Source organism: Lysinibacillus sp. Ag94 (genome assembly GCF_023242215.1).
Classification (GTDB): Bacteria; Bacillota; Bacilli; order Bacillales_A; family Planococcaceae; genus Lysinibacillus.
Genome location: NZ_CP096780.1, coordinates 2,897,639 through 2,915,930 on the forward strand (window position 1 = coordinate 2,897,639; position 18,292 = coordinate 2,915,930).

At 38.7% G+C, this 18,292-nt stretch carries 16 protein-coding genes and 1 riboswitch; of the genes, 4 read left to right on the plus strand and 12 right to left on the minus strand.

The genetic code is table 11. From position 1 onward, the window contains the following. Positions 1 to 167 precede the first annotated feature (167 nt). Positions 168 to 1,397 (plus strand): saccharopine dehydrogenase family protein, encoded by a 1,230-nt coding sequence (locus MY533_RS13370; RefSeq protein ID WP_132356621.1) that lies wholly within the window; start codon positions 168 to 170, stop codon positions 1,395 to 1,397. After that, positions 1,394 to 2,533, plus strand: coding sequence for a carboxynorspermidine decarboxylase (gene nspC / locus MY533_RS13375; RefSeq protein ID WP_248716363.1), 1,140 nt, complete (start codon positions 1,394 to 1,396; stop codon positions 2,531 to 2,533). The genes MY533_RS13370 and nspC overlap by 4 nt, the downstream gene beginning before the upstream one ends. Before the next feature lie 43 nt (positions 2,534 to 2,576). Here nspC and MY533_RS13380 read toward each other — a convergent pair whose 3' ends face one another. From MY533_RS13380 to MY533_RS13390, 3 genes are all read right to left on the minus strand, one after another. After that, on the minus strand, positions 2,577 to 3,464 hold the full coding sequence (locus MY533_RS13380; RefSeq protein ID WP_248716364.1) for an amidase: 888 nt from the start codon (positions 3,462 to 3,464) through the stop codon (positions 2,577 to 2,579). A gap of 43 nt (positions 3,465 to 3,507) precedes the next feature. Further along, positions 3,508 to 3,596: riboswitch (cyclic di-GMP riboswitch) on the minus strand. Positions 3,597 to 3,914: 318 nt separating this feature from the next. Next, the gene (locus MY533_RS13385; protein ID WP_248716365.1) at positions 3,915 to 4,403 is read right to left on the minus strand and encodes a chemotaxis protein CheW; all 489 of its coding nucleotides are present in this window, start codon (positions 4,401 to 4,403) and stop codon (positions 3,915 to 3,917) included. A 25-nt stretch (positions 4,404 to 4,428) separates the two neighbouring features. After that, a complete protein-coding gene (locus MY533_RS13390) occupies positions 4,429 to 5,544 on the minus strand; it encodes a M20/M25/M40 family metallo-hydrolase (RefSeq protein ID WP_248716366.1) in 1,116 nt (371 codons plus the stop codon). Between the two features lie 243 nt (positions 5,545 to 5,787). Between MY533_RS13390 and MY533_RS13395 the strand changes: the two genes are divergently transcribed. Beyond that, on the plus strand, positions 5,788 to 6,093 hold the full coding sequence (locus tag MY533_RS13395) for a hypothetical protein (RefSeq protein WP_248716367.1): 306 nt from the start codon (positions 5,788 to 5,790) through the stop codon (positions 6,091 to 6,093). Between the two features lie 107 nt (positions 6,094 to 6,200). Here the strand turns inward: MY533_RS13395 and MY533_RS13400 are convergent, their stop codons facing one another. The 3 genes from MY533_RS13400 to mce form a co-directional block, all read right to left on the minus strand. After that, positions 6,201 to 7,160: a coiled-coil domain-containing protein gene (locus MY533_RS13400; RefSeq protein ID WP_248716368.1), complete on the minus strand. Its 960-nt coding sequence runs from the start codon at positions 7,158 to 7,160 to the stop codon at positions 6,201 to 6,203. Between the two features lie 143 nt (positions 7,161 to 7,303). Then, entirely contained in the window at positions 7,304 to 8,851 is a 1,548-nt protein-coding gene (locus tag MY533_RS13405; RefSeq protein ID WP_248716369.1) for an acyl-CoA carboxylase subunit beta, read from the minus strand. Between the two features lie 5 nt (positions 8,852 to 8,856). Further along, positions 8,857 to 9,270: a methylmalonyl-CoA epimerase gene (gene mce, locus MY533_RS13410; RefSeq protein WP_132356629.1), complete on the minus strand. Its 414-nt coding sequence runs from the start codon at positions 9,268 to 9,270 to the stop codon at positions 8,857 to 8,859. Between the two features lie 125 nt (positions 9,271 to 9,395). Between mce and prli42 the strand changes: the two genes are divergently transcribed. Next, a complete protein-coding gene (gene prli42 / locus MY533_RS13415) occupies positions 9,396 to 9,491 on the plus strand; it encodes a stressosome-associated protein Prli42 (protein ID WP_156304613.1) in 96 nt (31 codons plus the stop codon). A gap of 20 nt (positions 9,492 to 9,511) precedes the next feature. Here prli42 and MY533_RS13420 read toward each other — a convergent pair whose 3' ends face one another. From MY533_RS13420 to MY533_RS13445, 6 genes are all read right to left on the minus strand, one after another. Next, positions 9,512 to 10,489 carry an aromatic acid exporter family protein gene (locus MY533_RS13420; protein WP_248716370.1) on the minus strand — a complete coding sequence of 326 codons (978 nt, stop codon included), beginning with the start codon at positions 10,487 to 10,489 and terminating at the stop codon, positions 9,512 to 9,514. A gap of 568 nt (positions 10,490 to 11,057) precedes the next feature. After that, positions 11,058 to 11,498 (minus strand): BrxA/BrxB family bacilliredoxin, encoded by a 441-nt coding sequence (locus MY533_RS13425; protein ID WP_053483738.1) that lies wholly within the window; start codon positions 11,496 to 11,498, stop codon positions 11,058 to 11,060. A 135-nt stretch (positions 11,499 to 11,633) separates the two neighbouring features. Further along, positions 11,634 to 12,725 (minus strand): methylmalonyl Co-A mutase-associated GTPase MeaB, encoded by a 1,092-nt coding sequence (gene meaB / locus MY533_RS13430; protein ID WP_132356631.1) that lies wholly within the window; start codon positions 12,723 to 12,725, stop codon positions 11,634 to 11,636. After that, positions 12,725 to 14,878 carry a methylmalonyl-CoA mutase gene (gene scpA, locus MY533_RS13435; protein WP_248716371.1) on the minus strand — a complete coding sequence of 718 codons (2,154 nt, stop codon included), beginning with the start codon at positions 14,876 to 14,878 and terminating at the stop codon, positions 12,725 to 12,727. The genes meaB and scpA overlap by 1 nt, the downstream gene beginning before the upstream one ends. Next, positions 14,875 to 16,566 (minus strand): methylmalonyl-CoA mutase family protein, encoded by a 1,692-nt coding sequence (locus MY533_RS13440; RefSeq protein ID WP_371873254.1) that lies wholly within the window; start codon positions 16,564 to 16,566, stop codon positions 14,875 to 14,877. Before MY533_RS13440 ends, scpA begins: the two co-directional genes overlap by 4 nt. Positions 16,567 to 16,698: 132 nt before the next feature. Further along, positions 16,699 to 18,039 (minus strand): dihydrolipoamide acetyltransferase family protein, encoded by a 1,341-nt coding sequence (locus MY533_RS13445; RefSeq protein WP_248719212.1) that lies wholly within the window; start codon positions 18,037 to 18,039, stop codon positions 16,699 to 16,701. Positions 18,040 to 18,292: the final 253 nt, after the last annotated feature.

Here is an 18,292-nt window from a genome sequence, read left to right on the forward strand (position 1 = left end):
TTTCACGAAATGCATTTTTTTCGTGGCATTCCCCTCTGAATACGTTACATTATTGTTGAAAAATAAAAAATTTTGTAGAAAATTTAAAAAGAATGATTGAGTAGTAATTCAATTTTCTGTATAATCAGCTTGTTTGACAATACTTATATGAATTTGGGGGTAGACAATTGGGTAAAGCATTGATTATAGGAGCTGGCGGAGTAGCCAGCGTTGTGGTACACAAGTGTGTTCAAAATTCGGACGTGTTTGAGGAGATTTGTATCGCAAGTAGAACTGTTTCAAAATGTGACGCTCTAAAAGAAAAACTAGATGGCGGAAAAACAAAGATTCATACCGCACAGGTAGACGCAGACAATACGGAAGAGGTTATTGAGCTAATTAAAGCCTTCGGACCAGAAGTTGTTATTAATGTAGCACTACCTTATCAAGACTTAACGATTATGGATGCTTGCTTAGCGACAGGTGTACACTATGTGGATACTGCAAACTACGAGCCACCTGAAACGGCAAAATTTGAATATAAATGGCAATGGGCTTATAAAGAGAAGTTCGAAAAAGCTGGTTTAACTGCTTTACTTGGTAGCGGTTTTGATCCAGGTGTAACGGGCGTTTTTACAGCTCATGCACAAAAACATGAATTTGATGAAATCCACTACATAGATATTGTGGATGCAAATGCCGGTGACCACGGTTACCATTTCGCTACAAACTTCAACCCAGAAATCAACATTCGTGAAATTACTGCGAATGGTCGTTACTGGAAAGAAGGCGAGTGGATTGAAACTGCACCACTTGAGAAAAAAGAGGTTTATAACTTACCAGAAATCGGACCAAAAGATATTTACCTTTTATACCATGAAGAACTAGAGTCACTTGCTAAAAATATTAAAGGCTTAAAGCAAATCCGCTTCTGGATGACATTCTCTGAAAAATACTTAACACATTTAAAAGTATTAGAGAATGTTGGTATGACTTCTATTGAGCCTATTGAATTTGAAGGACAAATGATTCAACCAATTCACTTCCTGAAAGCTGTACTACCTGATCCAGCATCACTTGGACCACGTACAAAAGGAAAAACGAATATCGGTTGTATCATTCGCGGTCTAAAAGATGGTAAAGAAAAAACATATTATGTCTACAATGTGTGTGACCATGAGGAATGCTATAACGAGGTTGGTTCACAGGCAATTTCCTACACAACAGGTGTACCAGCAATGATTGGTGCAATGCTTGTGATGAACGGTCAATGGCGTAAACCTGGCGTTTGGAATGTCGAAGATTTCAATCCAGATCCATTCATGGATGCACTAAATAAATGGGGTCTACCATGGCAAGAAAGCCATAATCCAGAATTACTTGACCTAGAGTTAGATGCAAAGGAATTAAGTCGATGAAGCCAATTGATTTCTCAAAGGTTCCATCTCCTTCTTACGTAGTAGATGAACGATTATTAACAAAAAATCTAGAACTTTTAAAATCAATTCAAGATCGCACAGGTTGCCGCATTTTACTTGCCTTAAAAGGGTTTTCAATGCATTCCACGTTCCCATTAGTAGGTGAATATTTAGCAGGTATTACGTCTAGCTCATTATTTGAAGCTCGACTCGGCTATGAAAAAATGGGCAAAGAAGTTCATGTCTATGCACCAGCTTACGTCGAACATGAAATGGACGAGCTTCTTGGCTATGTTGATCATATTGTGTTTAATTCATTTAACCAATGGAATCAATATAAGGACAAAGTAAAGTCTGCTAGTAAAACAATTGAATGCGGTATTCGTATCAATCCTGAGTACTCTGAAATTGAAACAGCACTTTACGACCCTTGCTACACAAATTCTCGTCTTGGCACAACATTAGCCAACTTCGACAAGTCACAGCTTGACGGTATCGATGGCTTACACTTCCATGCAATGTGTGAGCAAAACTCAGATACGTTAGAGCGTATTATACAAGTTGTCGAAGAAAAATTCGGTGATGTTTTACATCAAATGAAATGGTTAAACTTTGGTGGAGGTCACCATATCACTCGTGAGGATTATGATGTTGAAAAGCTTGTGAATATCATTAATTACATTCAAGACAAGTATAACCTTCTCGTCTATTTAGAGCCAGGTGAAGCTGTTGCACTTAATACAGGCTATTTAGTAGCAACTGTTCTCGATGTACAGAAAAACGGTATGGACCTAGCAATTTTAGATACCTCGGCAACTTGCCATATGCCAGATGTTCTAGAAATGCCATACCGCCCAATGATTATTGGCTCTGGTCAACCAAATGAGCTAGCTTACACATATCGTCTAGGCGGGCTTACTTGTCTAGCTGGTGATGTAATTGGTGATTATTCATTTGAACAGCCTTTACAACCAGGCGATCGTCTAGTATTTACAGATATGGCACATTACTCAATGGTAAAAAATCATATGTTTAATGGCGTAAATCTTCCATCAATCGTTTCTTATAACGATGAAGAAGGCATTAAAGTCATTCGTGAATTTAATTTCGAAGACTATAGCGGCCGCCTTTCATAAGGCAAAGAAAATCCTCTCCAACTTAATGCTGGAGAGGATTTTTTTACGGCTGCATATTCATCCAACTATCAACATGATGAATGGCAAAACCATTATAACTTTTTTTATTGGCATAATGTTGTTGAACTTGTGCTAACTGTTTGTTCATATAGGCTTCTCCATCATCATAGAAGGTAATATTATTCCCTTCATCAGTGGCTCCTGTTTCCACACCAATAACAATTGACTTTTTTACTTTTTTTGCATAATTAATTTCATATTCAACGATATTAATAATGTCTATAGCAGCATCTCGATAAGCCATTATTGAAACACTTTCCACTTGGTCAATTACCCAGTCAGCTAATAAACCTTTACCGAATTGGTTTTTGTAAGTAATTTCATCAAACCAAAATGGCATATCAACTTCCAATGGCAATAGTAATCGATCGGTATCCCCTTTCGCTCTAGTAACAAGCGCTTGATAGGATTCAATCGTTTTCGCTTGATTCGAGCTCCAGCCACTATTTAAATAGGGCTCTACATCAAGATGAACGCCAGAAAATCGCTCTGTTGCTGCTGCATTTTCATTATATGTTTGTAACCAATCAAATAGCTGATCCTGCATTTTATAGCCCTCTGTTGAAACCCAACTTGCAGAACCATCTAACGCATATACTTTTATCCCTTTTGCCGTAGCTTTATCGATAAAACTTTTGTAATAATTACTTGCTATATCACTATTAATTTGTAAATATAATTTATTAACTTGTTTGCTTTCTAAAAATAAAAGTACCCCTGATTCATCTTCAACAATCTTTGTCGTGTCCCATAACCAAGTAGCCCTATCCTGCATGGCCATAGCGTCTACCTTTCCCATTGTTAATCCTAGCGTACTTACAATTGCTACTATAAAAACAATGATTGCTTTTGATAGTGAATGACTTCCCATATATTACATCTCCATTCTATTGGCCGAGGCTCATAGAACAGAACCTGGCAACCTGACAATCATGCACTAAAATAGTGTTTAGACTCATGGCTTTGCGTCCTTCCCTTTCGGTGAAGTTTGCCTTTTACAGTAGTTTTCTTACCATACATAATACGATGTTAGTATGGATATGTCAGTAGGTAAATCGCATAATTTTATTGATAACTTTCAAATATGTACATATGAACACAGGTTATTTTTACTATAATTAGAAATAAGTAATATATGTTACTAACTTGTAGCGATTGAAAAATCGTGGATAGAAGAGCTAGTCGGAACGAAAATCAACGACACGTTTTGGTGATAAGTCTTAAGCTTCGGCAGAGGTAAGCTACTTAAAAAGAAAGACAGAATCACATATATGTAATTCTGTCCCCAATATTAACTATGAAATATTAATCATACAAAAACTTATGCCTCTACGTTTTCTTTTTCATTTTCAAGCATTTTGTGTAAATAATCTATTATTTCACGTATACCTTCTAATGAATTCACAAGTACCTTCGGGTCAACGTAGGTGATCATACGATTTTCAAGATTAGCCACAGCTGTAAAATAGCGTGTTTTTGAATAATTAACAAGTCCCATTTGCTTTAATACCGACTCATCAAAATCAAGAATTTCACGAGCTTCTGTTACAAGTAATCCATAATTCACAACATCCGTGTTCAATACTATAATTCGTGCTGTTGCAGCATTAGAAGAACGATTATAAAGAATACGTTCAAAATCAAGCACAGGGACAAGCTCGCCACGAATTCTTGTGAAGCCTAGAAGATAATTAGGCAAGTGAGGAATCGGTGTTACTTGCTCTAACTTTTCAATCGAAATCGCTTGTTCCACGGGTACTGCGTATTCCTCTGTACCACAAGCAAAAACTACTGCCTTTACACTTTCCATGCGGTCACATCCTCGATTTTTGTAGTTATTTTTTCGCAGACTCTTTAATAATTTCAACAAGTAAATCTGCTAATTTTTCTAATTCTTCGACTGGGATTTTTTCATTTGTTGTATGAATGTCCTCGTATCCAACAGAAAGATTTACTGTAGGGATGCCGAAGCCCGCAATAACATTAGCATCCGAACCTCCGCCTGAAATACCAAGCTTTGGTGTACGATCGATGTTTTGTACAGCTGCCATTGCCACTTGCACAACTTTATCTGATTCTGTTACACGGAATCCAGGATACATTAGCTTCACTTCAACTTCAGCCTTCGCACCTAAGGAAGCAGCTACTTGCTCGAACGTCTCCTGCATATGCTTCGTTTGGGCATCTAGCTTCGCTTTGTCGATCGAACGAGCCTCCGCAAGAATCGTTACTTCGTCACAGACAATATTTGTTGCCTGACCACCCTCAAAGCGACCAATATTAGCTGTTGTTTCTTCATCTAATCGACCTAGCTTCATTTGTGCAATACATTTGGAAGCAACCGTAATCGCAGACACTCCTTTTTCTGGCGCGACACCAGCGTGTGCTGTTTTCCCAATTATTTTAACAGCAATTTTTGCTTGGAATGGAGCCGCTGTTACAATGCCTCCTACTTTGCCATCACTGTCTACAGCAAAGCCGTATTTCGCTTTAATTTTAGATGGATCTAACTCTTTAGCGCCAACGAGCCCACTTTCCTCGCCAGCTGTAATAATAAATTCAATATCACCATGTTCAATATTTTGCTCTTTTAAGCGTTTAGCCATTTCAAATAATGCGGCAAGACCTGCTTTGTCATCCGCACCTAAAATCGTTGTACCATCTGAAACGATATAGCCATCTTCACGAAGAGATGGTTTAATCCCTTTACCTGGGACAACTGTATCCATATGAGAAGTAAAATAAATTGGGTCAATATCTAATGAACCCTTTAGCGTAGCAAGTATATTACCTGCTCCATGCCCGTTACGAGTATGTGCATCATCTTGTTCTACTGTAAAACCGAGTGCTGTTAATTTGTCGATTAAAATCGGCGCAATTACTTCTTCATGTTTTGTTTCTGAATCGATTTGTACGAGCTCAAAAAACTCTTCTACTAAACGACTTGTCATGTTGTAGGACTCCCTTAGTTTACGTGTTTATCCACGTCATAGTTATCTTCTATATTTTAGCATACTGCTGCGTTTGGTAAAATAAAACGATTACATTGTTTTTCAATTGATGGCAATAATTATCCTGTTCCATTCAATTCGCAAATTATAGACAGGTAATTTTTAGCTAACTAGGAAGATAAATGAAAAATTTATGTTAAAATATTTTATAGATTATTCACGTCAATTTTGGGGAGCGGTGACTTGAAGAAAAAAGTGATAATTCTTGTTTCTTTGTTGGTTGTATTTATATTGTTGCATTCGACACCAAGTATGGCATTAAGAACACATATATTTTTAATGGGTTATCCAAAAGTCGCAATTTCTTCAGAGATTATTGAAGATAAAGAACATAATGCAGTAGATAAAGATAAATTTGCTGCATTAAATGCCAAAGCCTTCACCCTAACAGATCCTCCAATCGAAAAAGCTACTCATGGCGAATTAAGAAACTTTCTTGTGAGGAAATTTGGATTTTTGCATTTTGCAGAATACTACGGAGATACTTAATAACCTTCGTCAGTCAAACGGGGGCTTTACACAAAAAACGCTCAATAATCTGAGCGTTTTTCTGCTTTTTATGTTATTACTAATTTACCGTTAAAGGGAGAGTCTTTTCACAGATTACTTTGAAAAATCGCTTCTGTTTCTTTATGTAAGGACTGCAAATAGCCATCTGCCTTATTATGTTTATCCTGTAGACGCAAGATCGTATTATGAACATCATCTTGTACACGAGAAACCTGCTCTCTTGCGGTAGATATTTTAGAATGGACAGACCAAGCTGAAAAAATATCATCAAAAAAATAGTCCGCAAATTTTACAAATCCATCTGTTTCAACTGCTAACGATTTCGTTGACATATCTTGTACATCCAGTAGTTCATTTTGGAAGCGCTGTAATGCAATTTGAGCATTATGGAGATAATTTTCGGACTCATCAAGTGCATCATGCTTTAAATGTGTAGCAATGAGACCCCCACCAAAAAACGTATCCCATGCTGAGTAACCACTTGCAGAATGCAAGGATTCTGCAGCTTGTCCAAGCTTAGTAAGCGCTGCTTCACCAGCTTCTTCCGCTTCCCCTATCTCTAAAATAAGTTGTTTCGTTAACATTTCTTCGTGCGCTAATTGTTCAAGCCTTTTTGCCTGTTCAGGCGCATGTATTTGTAAATAGCCTTTCTTTTTAGCATTTAATTGCTTTTTAACTTCATGCAACTCTTGTTCGTTAATTTGAGTAAGTTTACTGTTTATGTGCCGTAAATCATCTGTCAAATCAAGTTCCATCTTCTTTGCTTCATTTATTTTCAATTCAAGAATTGCTGCTTCATCAATTTTTTCTGCACGTAACTCATCTTGTTGCCCTGCCCACGTACGAATCATATTCATAAAAGAAAAACCTTCTAACTTATCGAGTTTCAAACGAATTTGATTGAGTGCTTTAGAATGTTTGTAAATTTCCTGTTGTGCACGCTCGATTTGCCTTTCAATTAAATCCTTTTGTTCACTTAACCTACTAGCAGTTCTTAATTGTGCATGAATCATTTCTTGCTCTTTTTGTAATTGTTTCCATTCCATCCATCTCAACTCCTCTTATATATATGTACGAATGAAAACAGGAAATGTTTCAATTATCTGTTATTTTCAACAGATCTTTTATTATCAAATATTCGTAAAAAGAAAGCCTAGAAATCCCAAAGGATACTAGGCTAGTACAATTTTTATAGAGGAATGTTTCCGTGCTTTTTCTCTGGACGTGTTTCATGTTTGTTCGATAACATATCTAGCCCTTGAATTAGCTTAATACGTGTATCACGTGGATCGATAACATCGTCTACCATACCTCGAGATGCCGCCACGTATGGATTTGCGAATTTCTCTTTATATTCTTCAATTTTCGCTGCACGTGTTGCTTCTGGATCTTCCGATTTTGCAATTTCACGCGCGAAGATAATGTTAGCTGCACCTGCCGCACCCATAACAGCAATTTCTGCATTAGGCCAAGCAAATACTAAGTCTGCCCCAATTGATTTAGAGTTAAGGGCAACGTACGCACCACCATATGCTTTACGCAGAATCACTGTGATTTTTGGTACTGTTGCTTCTGAGTATGCATAAAGGATTTTTGCTCCGTGACGAATGATACCGCCATGCTCTTGTTTAACGCCTGGGAAGAAACCAGAAACGTCTTCAAATGTGATGATTGGTATATTATAAGCATCACAAGTACGAATAAAACGAGCAGCTTTGTCTGAAGAGTCAATATCTAATCCACCTGCTAATACTTTAGGTTGGTTACATACAAGACCAACTGATTCCCCAGCAATACGCGCAAAACCAACTACAACGTTTTTCGCAAATTCTGCATGAACTTCCATAAATGAACCTTCGTCCACTATTTGCTCGACTACTTTTCGTACATCATAAGGACGAGTTGTTTCGATCGGTACAGTATCCACGATTTCCGGACGATAGTCATCACCCTCTGGACGTGCCTGACGAGGTGCTTTTTCTTTATTATTTTGTGGTAAGTAGCTTAATAGCTTCTTAATTTGATCAATAGCTTCTTCTTCAGATGGTGCGCGGAAGTGTGCATTACCACTTACAGCGTTGTTTACTTTTGAACCACCTAAATCTTCAGCAGAGATTTTTTCACCTGTTACTGTTTCAATAACTTTCGGTCCTGTTATAAACATTTGAGATGTCTTATCAACCATTAGAATGAAGTCTGTAATTGCTGGAGAATATACCGCCCCACCAGCACATGGTCCCATGATAACTGAGATTTGAGGAATTACCCCAGAGTAGATTGCATTACGATAGAAAATATGACCATAACCATCAAGTGAAAGTACACCCTCTTGAATACGAGCGCCACCTGAATCATTAATACCGATAAATGGTGTACCATTTTTTGCAGCTAAATCCATCACTGTTGCCATTTTTTTTGCGTGCATTTCACCAAGTGCTCCACCAAATACTGTGAAATCTTGAGAGAATAAGTATACTGGACGTCCATTAATTTTACCGAAACCAGTTACTACACCATCACCAGGACCTTCCATCTTGTCCATGCCAAAGTCTACTGTACGGTGTGTAATGAATGGGTTGATCTCGAAAAATGTACCTTCGTCTAGTAATAATTCAATACGCTCACGAGCAGTTAATTTGCCTTTATCATGTTGCTTCTCGATGCGCTCATAGCCGCCACCAAGTTCAATTACTGTCTTACGGTCATACAAGTCATTAATTTTGTCGAACATATCCATACTGATCACTTATCCCCTTTTCCACTTTTATCGCATAATTCATATAACACACCGAAAGATGATTTCGGATGCATGAAAGCAACTTCTGCACCACCAGCACCTGGTCCTGGCTCTTCAGATAAAAGACGGACGCCTTTTTCACGAAGCTCAGCCATACGCTCACGAATACCTGTTACACCGAAAGCTACATGATGGATACCTTCTCCACGTTTTTCGATGTATCCGTGAATAGTACTTTTTTCACTCATCGGTTCTAATAACTCAATTTTTACATTACCCGCATCAATGAATGCAACACGAACCTGTTGAGATTCTACTTCTTCCACTTTCAGCAGCTTTAGGCCTAAAGTTTCTGTATAATATGTAATGCGTTCATTAAGATCGCGGACTGCAATCCCAATATGATCTACTCTCTCCATGGTGACATCTCCTTCTGTTATGGTACATAATCTATTTTACAGACTTTTTCGTCAAAACTCTACTACTTGAGAAATTTTTCAGATTTGCTAAACTATTTATAAGAAAAGAAGGAGCGAACGAGCATATGAGTAATAAAAAATTTCAAAAAATTGTCGTTTATACGATGATAGCAATCATGGTAATTTCATCTCTAGCATTCGGCTTATCAATGCTAGTGTAATGGAAAGCTAGGCGTCCGCATTACTGCGGGCGCTCTTTCTTTACCTTTAAGCCCTTAAAAGACTGCTTAATTTCTAAATAGCGATCCATTTCCTCAATAAATTGATAGAGAGCCGCTTGTGCTAAAAATTGCTCGTGATTTTTCGGCAAAGGTAATTGGGCGAAATCTAACTTTACCTGCTCTAACTTCTCCCTAAAATGACTAGCCGTATTTCCTGAATGAACATGCTCACCGAGGTCTTTTAAAAAGTCAGCGACGATTACTGCCTCTTGTACTATAACAGGAAGTGCTGTTATTTTCGGAAGAACCCTATCGATAATTTCTAGCTGCTGTTCACGCATATCAAAATATACGTAGTAGTCATTTTCACGTCTCGTAAAATGATTTTCAACATCTTTAAATGCTAGGGATTTTGCACTATTTAATACTTTAATGGCGTCAATAATTTCCTGCCCATTCCACAATGTATCGCCTTCTCTTAAATAGTTGGCAATCTCTAAAAAAATCTTACTATAAAGCTCCTCAATTTTAACTCTATAGTAATTTAATTCCTTTTGAATGTCTGGCATATACATATTTATAGCTATTCCCGTACCATATCCAATTGCCATTAATGCGAATTCATTAGAAACTAGTGCCAATGAAAAGCTTTTGGCTGCATAAATATGCATGATAATTACTGCACTAGAGACAAAACCATCTGCAACCTTCAATGATACAATGGTTGGTATGAAAACGATCAGCATACCTGCTAATGTAAGCGGATGATAGGAAAATAGCTCAAAGCTCAAAAATGCATAAAGCATACCGATAATACTTGCGACGAATCGTGTATAAGCAGCATGAAGAGATTTTTTCTTCGTTGGCTGTACACATAATATTGTTAGAATACCAGCAGATGCATAAGAAGCTAATTCAAAGCATTGGGCAATGGCAATAGCGATTGCTGCACCAAAGGCCGTTTTTAATGTACGATAGCCGATTGAAAACTTCTTCAAGTCGACTGCCTCCTATCTTTTAGTACTCTAATTTTACATACGTGTTGATTAGCCTTATTTCACAAACGTAGGCTCAAACCATAATGTGTGGTTGATTTCCGTTCCGGCTGGGCGCTTTCCTAGGGGCGTCCCGCTTCACTCGCGTTGCTCGCTCCAGGGTCTCATCTGTGACGCTGATCCCCAAGGAGTCGCCCATCCTCCACTACAATCAACAATATTCATTGAATACGTTTTACAAATGTCATCAACAACTTTTGGCGACGAGCGACAATTGAAGTAGTCCAAGAAAAATAAAGGATTTCACCACAAATAATAATAATGCCCAATATTGCTTATCAACACACCTGTTAATTTTATTGATTTCGAATTTTAGATTATTCATTTAGCCAATATTACAAATATTTTGAACGTCAATTGGCCAGGTATATTGAAAAATAAAAGGAAGCTATAACACCATGCTAATCGAGGATCAATTAGCATGGCCAAGTAGTAAGCCACCGCAGATATTTTGTAGCTGCGGGGCAACATACTTATAGAATAGCTTCTCTTTTAACTTCTAAGAATAAAATTAAAGTTCGTCGCAATATTCCTCAAAGTTTGCTTGTAAGTTTGTTACTACAGACATTGGGTCATGTCCCTCAATTTCATAGCGTCCAACTTCTGCTACTACTTGTCCATCCTTTAATAACACAAATGATGGAGAAGATGGTAAATGATCTTCACCGAAGTGATAACGAGCAGCTGCAGTTGCTTCTTTATCTTGACCAGCAAATACCGTTACAAGATGGTCTGGACGTTTATCGTAATGTACGCATTGTGCTGCTGCTGGACGTGCGATACCTCCTGCACAGCCACATACTGAGTTTACCATGACTAAAGTTGTACCTGGACGAGCAAACGCCTCTTCAACAGCTTCTGGCGTGCGAAGCTGCTCATAACCAGCACCCTCAATTTCTGCACGTGCTGTTTTTAAAATTTCTTGCATAAATAAATCGTAATCCATATTCATATAGCGATAAGCTCCTTTCAAGTTCGCATCATCTTAAACTAATAGCTTTAGATATTGGCGCATATACATCTCCTATCATAGCAGTTAGTGACGAATTTGTGCACCTAGTTGCTCATAACAAAGGTAATATTATTTCTATGATTGTTCGTCGCTAAACAAACGATCTACACCTTGTGTGACTGTCAACTGTCCATTTAAAATTTGACGTTCTAAAAGTTGTACCTGTGCTTTACGTTCTGGATTACCATAAAACATATCGATTAAATGGTCGGTAATCATCGATTGGAACCAATCTCTCGTCTGATTTTGGCGTCTAATTGACCAGTAATTATTTGCCTCAACGATTTGTCTGAACTCCCCTATTGTACGCCAGACTTTGTCGAGACCACGTTTTTCCCATGAGCTTACCGGCATTGCTGTGGACATCCATCCTGGGGTTGCCGGCTGTAAGAAATGTAAAATTTGCTTATACTCAGACACCGTTTTTTTAGCAAGACGAACATTATCACCATCAGCCTTATGAACAACAATGGCATCCGCTAATTCCATAATGCCCTTTTTCATGCCTTGTAGCTCGTCCCCAGCACCTGTTAAAACTAATAGCAAGAAGAAATCAACCATACCCCGGACATACGTTTCACTTTGTCCAACACCGACTGTTTCTATTAAAATGACATCGTAGCCAGCCGCTTCACAAACAAGCATCGTTTCACGTGTCTTCTTATGAACACCCCCTAGGGTACCAGCTGATGGAGAGGGACGAACAAATGCATTAGGCTTTTTCACGAGCTCCTCCATTCGAGTCTTATCACCTAATATACTTCCTCCCGATAAAGAAGAGCTTGGATCAATCGCAAGGACTGCCACTTTTTTCCCCATCTCACAAAGCATCGTTCCGAAAGCCTCAATAAACGAACTCTTTCCGGCACCAGGAACGCCTGTGATCCCAATACGGACACTGTTTCCTGTATGTGGTAGAAGCTCTTGAAGAAGTTCTTGTGCTTGCACTTTATGTGTGGCATTTGAACTTTCAATGAGTGTAATAGCTTTTGACAAGTGTGTACGAGAGCTTGCACGCACTTCTTGTGCAAGCTCCTGAATGTTTAAATTGTCTGCTTTTTTCTTGCGGAACTTTTTCGGTGTACCATATTGCATCCCGTCGTGAGTTGCCTCTACTCCGTCCATAACAAATAGCGCACTTTCAGGCATTCCTTTGTTTTTGTCCATTATTCAGACACTTCCTCATAGCCTAAACGTTTATAAATCTCTTCAATAATCTTTTGTGCCGATACAGGAATAACTGTACCAGGGCCAAATATCGCGACTGCGCCAGCTTCATAAAGGAATTCATAATCTTGTGCTGGAATAACACCTCCAACAATAATAATGATATCTTCGCGGCCCAGTTTTTCTAACTCTGCTACTAATTCAGGAACAAGTGTTTTATGACCAGCTGCTAATGAAGATACACCAATGACATGAACATCGTTTTCCACAGCCATTTGAGCTGCTTCTGCAGGTGTCATAAATAGTGGTGAAATATCTACATCAAAGCCTAAGTCAGCATACCCTGTTGCTACAACCTTCGCACCACGGTCATGTCCATCTTGTCCCATTTTCGCCACTAAAATACGTGGGCGACGACCTTCGTTTTCAAGGAACTCCTCTGTCATTTGTTTCATTTCAGCAATTTGCTCCTCATCTGAGAAGTTTGCAGAGTAAACGCCAGAGATTGAACGGATGACTGCTTTATGGCGACCTGACACAACTTCGATTGCATCAGAAATTTCACCTAAAGAAGCACGAGCACGGGCTGCATCTACAGCTATCGCTAATAAGTTTTCTTCACCATCTTGCGCGGCTTTCGTTAATCGAGCTAGATGCTTTTGTACTTCTGCTTCATCACGAGCTGCCTTCATTGCTTCTAAACGTTCAATTTGCTTTTGACGAACTAATGTATTATCAATGTCGAGAATGTCGATCGGTTCTTCTTTTTCTAGACGATATTTATTTACACCTACGATTGTTTCTGTTTTAGAGTCGATTTTCGCTTGACGTTTTGCTGCAGCCTCTTCGACTTTCATTTTTGGAAGACCTGTTTCTATTGCTTTCGCCATACCGCCTAGTTCTTCGATTTCTTCAATTAATGCCCATGCAGATTTTGTAATTTCGTCTGTTAATTTTTCCACATAGTATGAACCGCCCCAAGGATCAATAACTTTTGTCATTGCCGTTTCTTCTTGTAGGAACAGCTGGGTATTACGTGCAATACGTGCAGAGAAATCAGTTGGTAGAGCAATCGCTTCATCAAGTGCATTTGTGTGAAGGGATTGCGTATGCCCCATTGAAGACGCATTCGCTTCGATTAGTGTACGTGCCACATTATTAAATGGATCTTGCTCTGTTAAAGACCAACCAGATGTTTGTGAGTGTGTACGAAGTGCTAATGTCTTAGGGTTTTTCGGATTAAACGTTGACATCATTTGTGCCCAAATTCGGCGCGCAGCACGCATTTTTGCAACTTCCATATAATAATTCATACCAATTGCCCAGAAGAATGATAGACGAGGAGCAAAGGCATCAATATCGATTCCAGCTTTTAGCCCAGTACGAACATATTCAAGACCATCTGCTAGTGTATATGCAAGTTCGATGTCATTTGTTGCGCCCGCTTCTTGAATATGGTAACCAGAGATGGAAATTGAGTTAAATTTCGGCATAAATTTCGCTGTATATTCAAAAATATCTGCAATAATTTTCATAGACATTGCTGGTGGATAAATATATGTGTTACGAACCATGTATTCTTTTAAAATATCGTTTTGAATGGTACCCGCTAATTGGTCTGGTGTAACGCCTTGCTCTTCAGCAGCAACGATATAGAATGCAAGAATTGGTAATACAGCACCATTCATTGTCATAGAAACTGACATTTGATCCAAAGGAATTTGATCAAATAAAATCTTCATATCTTCTACAGAGTCAATCGCAACACCAGCTTTACCAACATCCCCTGTTACACGAGGATGATCTGAGTCATAGCCACGGTGAGTTGCTAAGTCAAAGGCAACAGAAAGACCTTTTTGACCCATTGCTAGATTACGTTTGTAGAATGCATTTGATTCTTCAGCTGTTGAGAAACCAGCATATTGGCGAACAGTCCAAGGACGAGCAACATACATAGTAGGGTATGGACCGCGCGTATTTGGTGCAATACCTGCTACATCGTTTAAATGTTTTGCCTCTTTAATATCTTCTTTTGTGTATACATCTTTAATCTCGATACCTTCATTCGTCATAAATTTTTCTTCTGACGCTTGAGGCGCTTCAACTGCTAAAACTTTTTCGATTTCAACTGCACTAAAATTTGGCTTGCTCATCGTTGGACCTCCTTCATGCTAGCGAACACTGAATTTAATTTTTCGATGATGTTCTGTCCTGCGAAAATAAAGCCGTTTAAGCCATTTGCTAACCAAGCTTCTTCTTCGTCTTTAAATTTACCGGCAACGTCAACAATTACGTTAGCTGGTTTGCCCGCTAAAATTGCTAGTACTAATTCTTTTGTATCGTCATCATTACCTGCAATTACCACATATGTTGCTTCTGTAGCGTTTAACCAAGCTAGTGCTTCTTCAGCTGTAGCAACTGGTTCGCTTTTTTCTGGTACTAGCCCTACAGTGTTTAAGAAACCTGACACGAAATCAGCACGTGATTTTGAACTTTTAAGTGTACCTAATGATAAGATTCCCGTTTTCACATTTGCCGTAGTCATTACCGCACGTAATTGCTCAAAAGGTATAGCAATTCGCTTAATTTCTGCAAACACTGGATTTGTTTCGCTTTCAAGTACATCTGCTGGATTAGCATAAATATTTGTACCTATTAATGATTGCTTACGCGTTTGTACCGCTTTGATACGAGCTTCATAGGATTTTTCTAGTTCCTCCGTAAGCTTTCCAGATGCGGTGTAAGCGTCAATACCTCCAGCTGCTTCAATTTCTAGGAATAATGCCCAAGCTTGCTTCACAAAATCTGCTGTTAATGACTCAATAAAGTAAGAACCACCAGCTGGGTCTATAACTTTTAAAACATTTGTTTCTTCTTTTAAGATTAACGATACATTTCGTGCAATACGAACCGATTGATCGGTTGGCTTCGTTAATGCATCATGAGGGTGAACTGTAAAGACATCCGCACCGCCAATTAAGCCAGAAAGAGCTTCATTCGCTGAACGTAATAAGTTTACATAAACATCCAGCTTCGAGAAGCTTCTTAATGAAGTTTCAGCAATAGTTGGAACTTTTACGCTATTAGATACTCCATAAGCGGATGAGAACGCTTTCCAAAGTACTTTAAAAGCACGGAGTTTTGCAATTTCTGTAAAGAACTGTGTATCGATTGCAAAAGATACATAAAATTTCTTCGCAAACGTTTCAAAGCTTTCTTCTTGTGTTGCGTATTTTGCGGCTAATGCAAGTGCATAGGCTAACTCTTGCACAGCATTTGCGCCTTCATTATGATAAACCGTCGTATCCGCACCGATTGAGCGCACGCTCGGGAAATTATTTAAAGAGATAGGATTTTTAGATACGATGAAACCTTTGACAGTTTCTCGCTGATTAACTGCTATTTTGTCGAACACTGCTAATAATGGATCATTTGAATTTTCAACTACAATTTTAAACGAATATTCTGAGAAATAAGTCCCTAATTGTACCAATACTTCTTCAGTCCATTCGAAATTTACACGGCTATCAATTGTTACTACTTCATTGCCTCGAGCTAAGCTATCATCAAGCTGTGCAAAAAATGCTTCACTAGTATCAGCATATATTTGCTGTGCCACTTGAAATGCTTCGTTATTTTGTAGGGAACGGATTGTAGCAACTTGTTTATCAAGTTCTTCACCAAGTTTTGCTACTAAACTTTCTTGGGTATAAAGAGGTTCTAATGTAATACCTTCACTCGTTTTCGTTAAAAGAGACTCGAATGGTTTCCCTTTTAAAGCCTTGATTGCTGCATCTTGCCATTCTGAATAGGACGGCTTTTCAAATTCAATATTTTTCATGTTGTTTGACATGCGGACGCTTAATCAGCTTCCCCCCTTAGTAGTTTCTATTTGTTATTCTACATGACAAATTGCGACTCGGAAAGCAAAAAAAAATCGGAAACCGTTATATAACAGGTTTCCGAGAAGTCATCAGTAGACTGACGTTGAAGATTTATTTGTATTTTCGAGTATTTCTTTTACTCTATTTAGGAATTTACCACAGACAAGTCCATCAAGAACGCGATGATCTAAAGATAAACATAAATTCACAATATCTCGTGCAGCGAACATTCCACCAGGTAAAACAACCGGTTTTTTTACAATACTTTCCACTTGCAAAATAGCCGCTTGTGGATAATTAATGATGCCCATCGACTGTACAGAGCCGAATGCACCTGTATTATTGACCGTAAATGTACCACCCTGTATATCATCCATTGTCAGTTTTCCTGCACGAACTTTCACTGCGAGCTCATTAATTTCTTTAGCAATACCTTTAATTGATTTTTCATCAGCGTGTTTTATAACAGGAACGAATAATGCATCATCTGTTGCGACTGCAATGGAAATATTTATGTCATGTTTTTGGATAATTTTATCTTCTGCCCACATGGAATTCATCATTGGGAATTCCTTTAGAGCTTGAGAAACTGCTTTTACGAAGAAAGCAAAATACGTAATATTAAAGCCTTCTTTTTGTTTAAACTCTGTCTTGATGTTATCACGATATGCTACTAAATCCGTAACATCTACTTCCATCATCATCCATGCATGTGGCACTTCATGAACGCTCCGTACCATATTATTGGCGATCGCACGGCGTACCTTTGTGACCGGAATTTCAATATCGCCTACTTGAATTGGTTGTACAGATGTGGCTAGTTTCGTATTCTCCTGTGATGTTGGTGCTACAACAGGTACTGACTGTGGTACGGCAGAATCGATTGCAGGAGGTGTTTCCACTAGAGAAGTTGGTACATTTCCTGCCTCAATCAGTTGCATTAAGTCTTTTCTTGTTATACGTCCCCCTTCACCAGTACCTGTGATTTTATCAAGGGCAATTTCATACTCTTGTGCAAGTCGGAGAACAGCTGGTGAATAACGCACTTTATCCTGTCGAACTGTTTTTTGCAATGCTTTTGTAGCTGTAGTTGACTGCTGTGTCTCCTGTTTCTTTTGTACACCTGCATTTAAAATTGCCGTACTGACCGCTGATTTTTTCGGAGGAGGAGGAGGTAACTCACTGTCACCTGCTATTTCAATGGAACAAACGACTGCACCTACTGGTAACGTTTGCCCTTCCTCTACAAGTAGCTCCGTAATAACTCCTTCAAAAGAAGACGGGATTTCTGCATTTACTTTATCTGTTACAACTTCTGCTAATGGATCATATTTTTTTACCGTATCACCTGGCTTAACAAGCCATTTTTCAATCGTACCTTCTGTTACACTTTCGCCGAGCTGTGGCATTGTAATATTTTGAATAGCCATCATCTATTCCTCCCATCAATATTATGCCTAGGTGTAATTGGATCTATCAAATTACTATCATATTTATAAAATACTCATCATCATAAAGCGGGGGGTGATTTCCGTTCCGACTGGGCGCTTTGTAGCTGTCGCACAGAGCAAAGCTTCCTGGGGGCGTCCGATGAGCCGCTTCACTCGCGTTGCTCGCTCCAGGGTCTCATCTGTGACGCTAATCCCCAAGGAGTCGCCCAGTCTCCACTCCAATCAACTTATA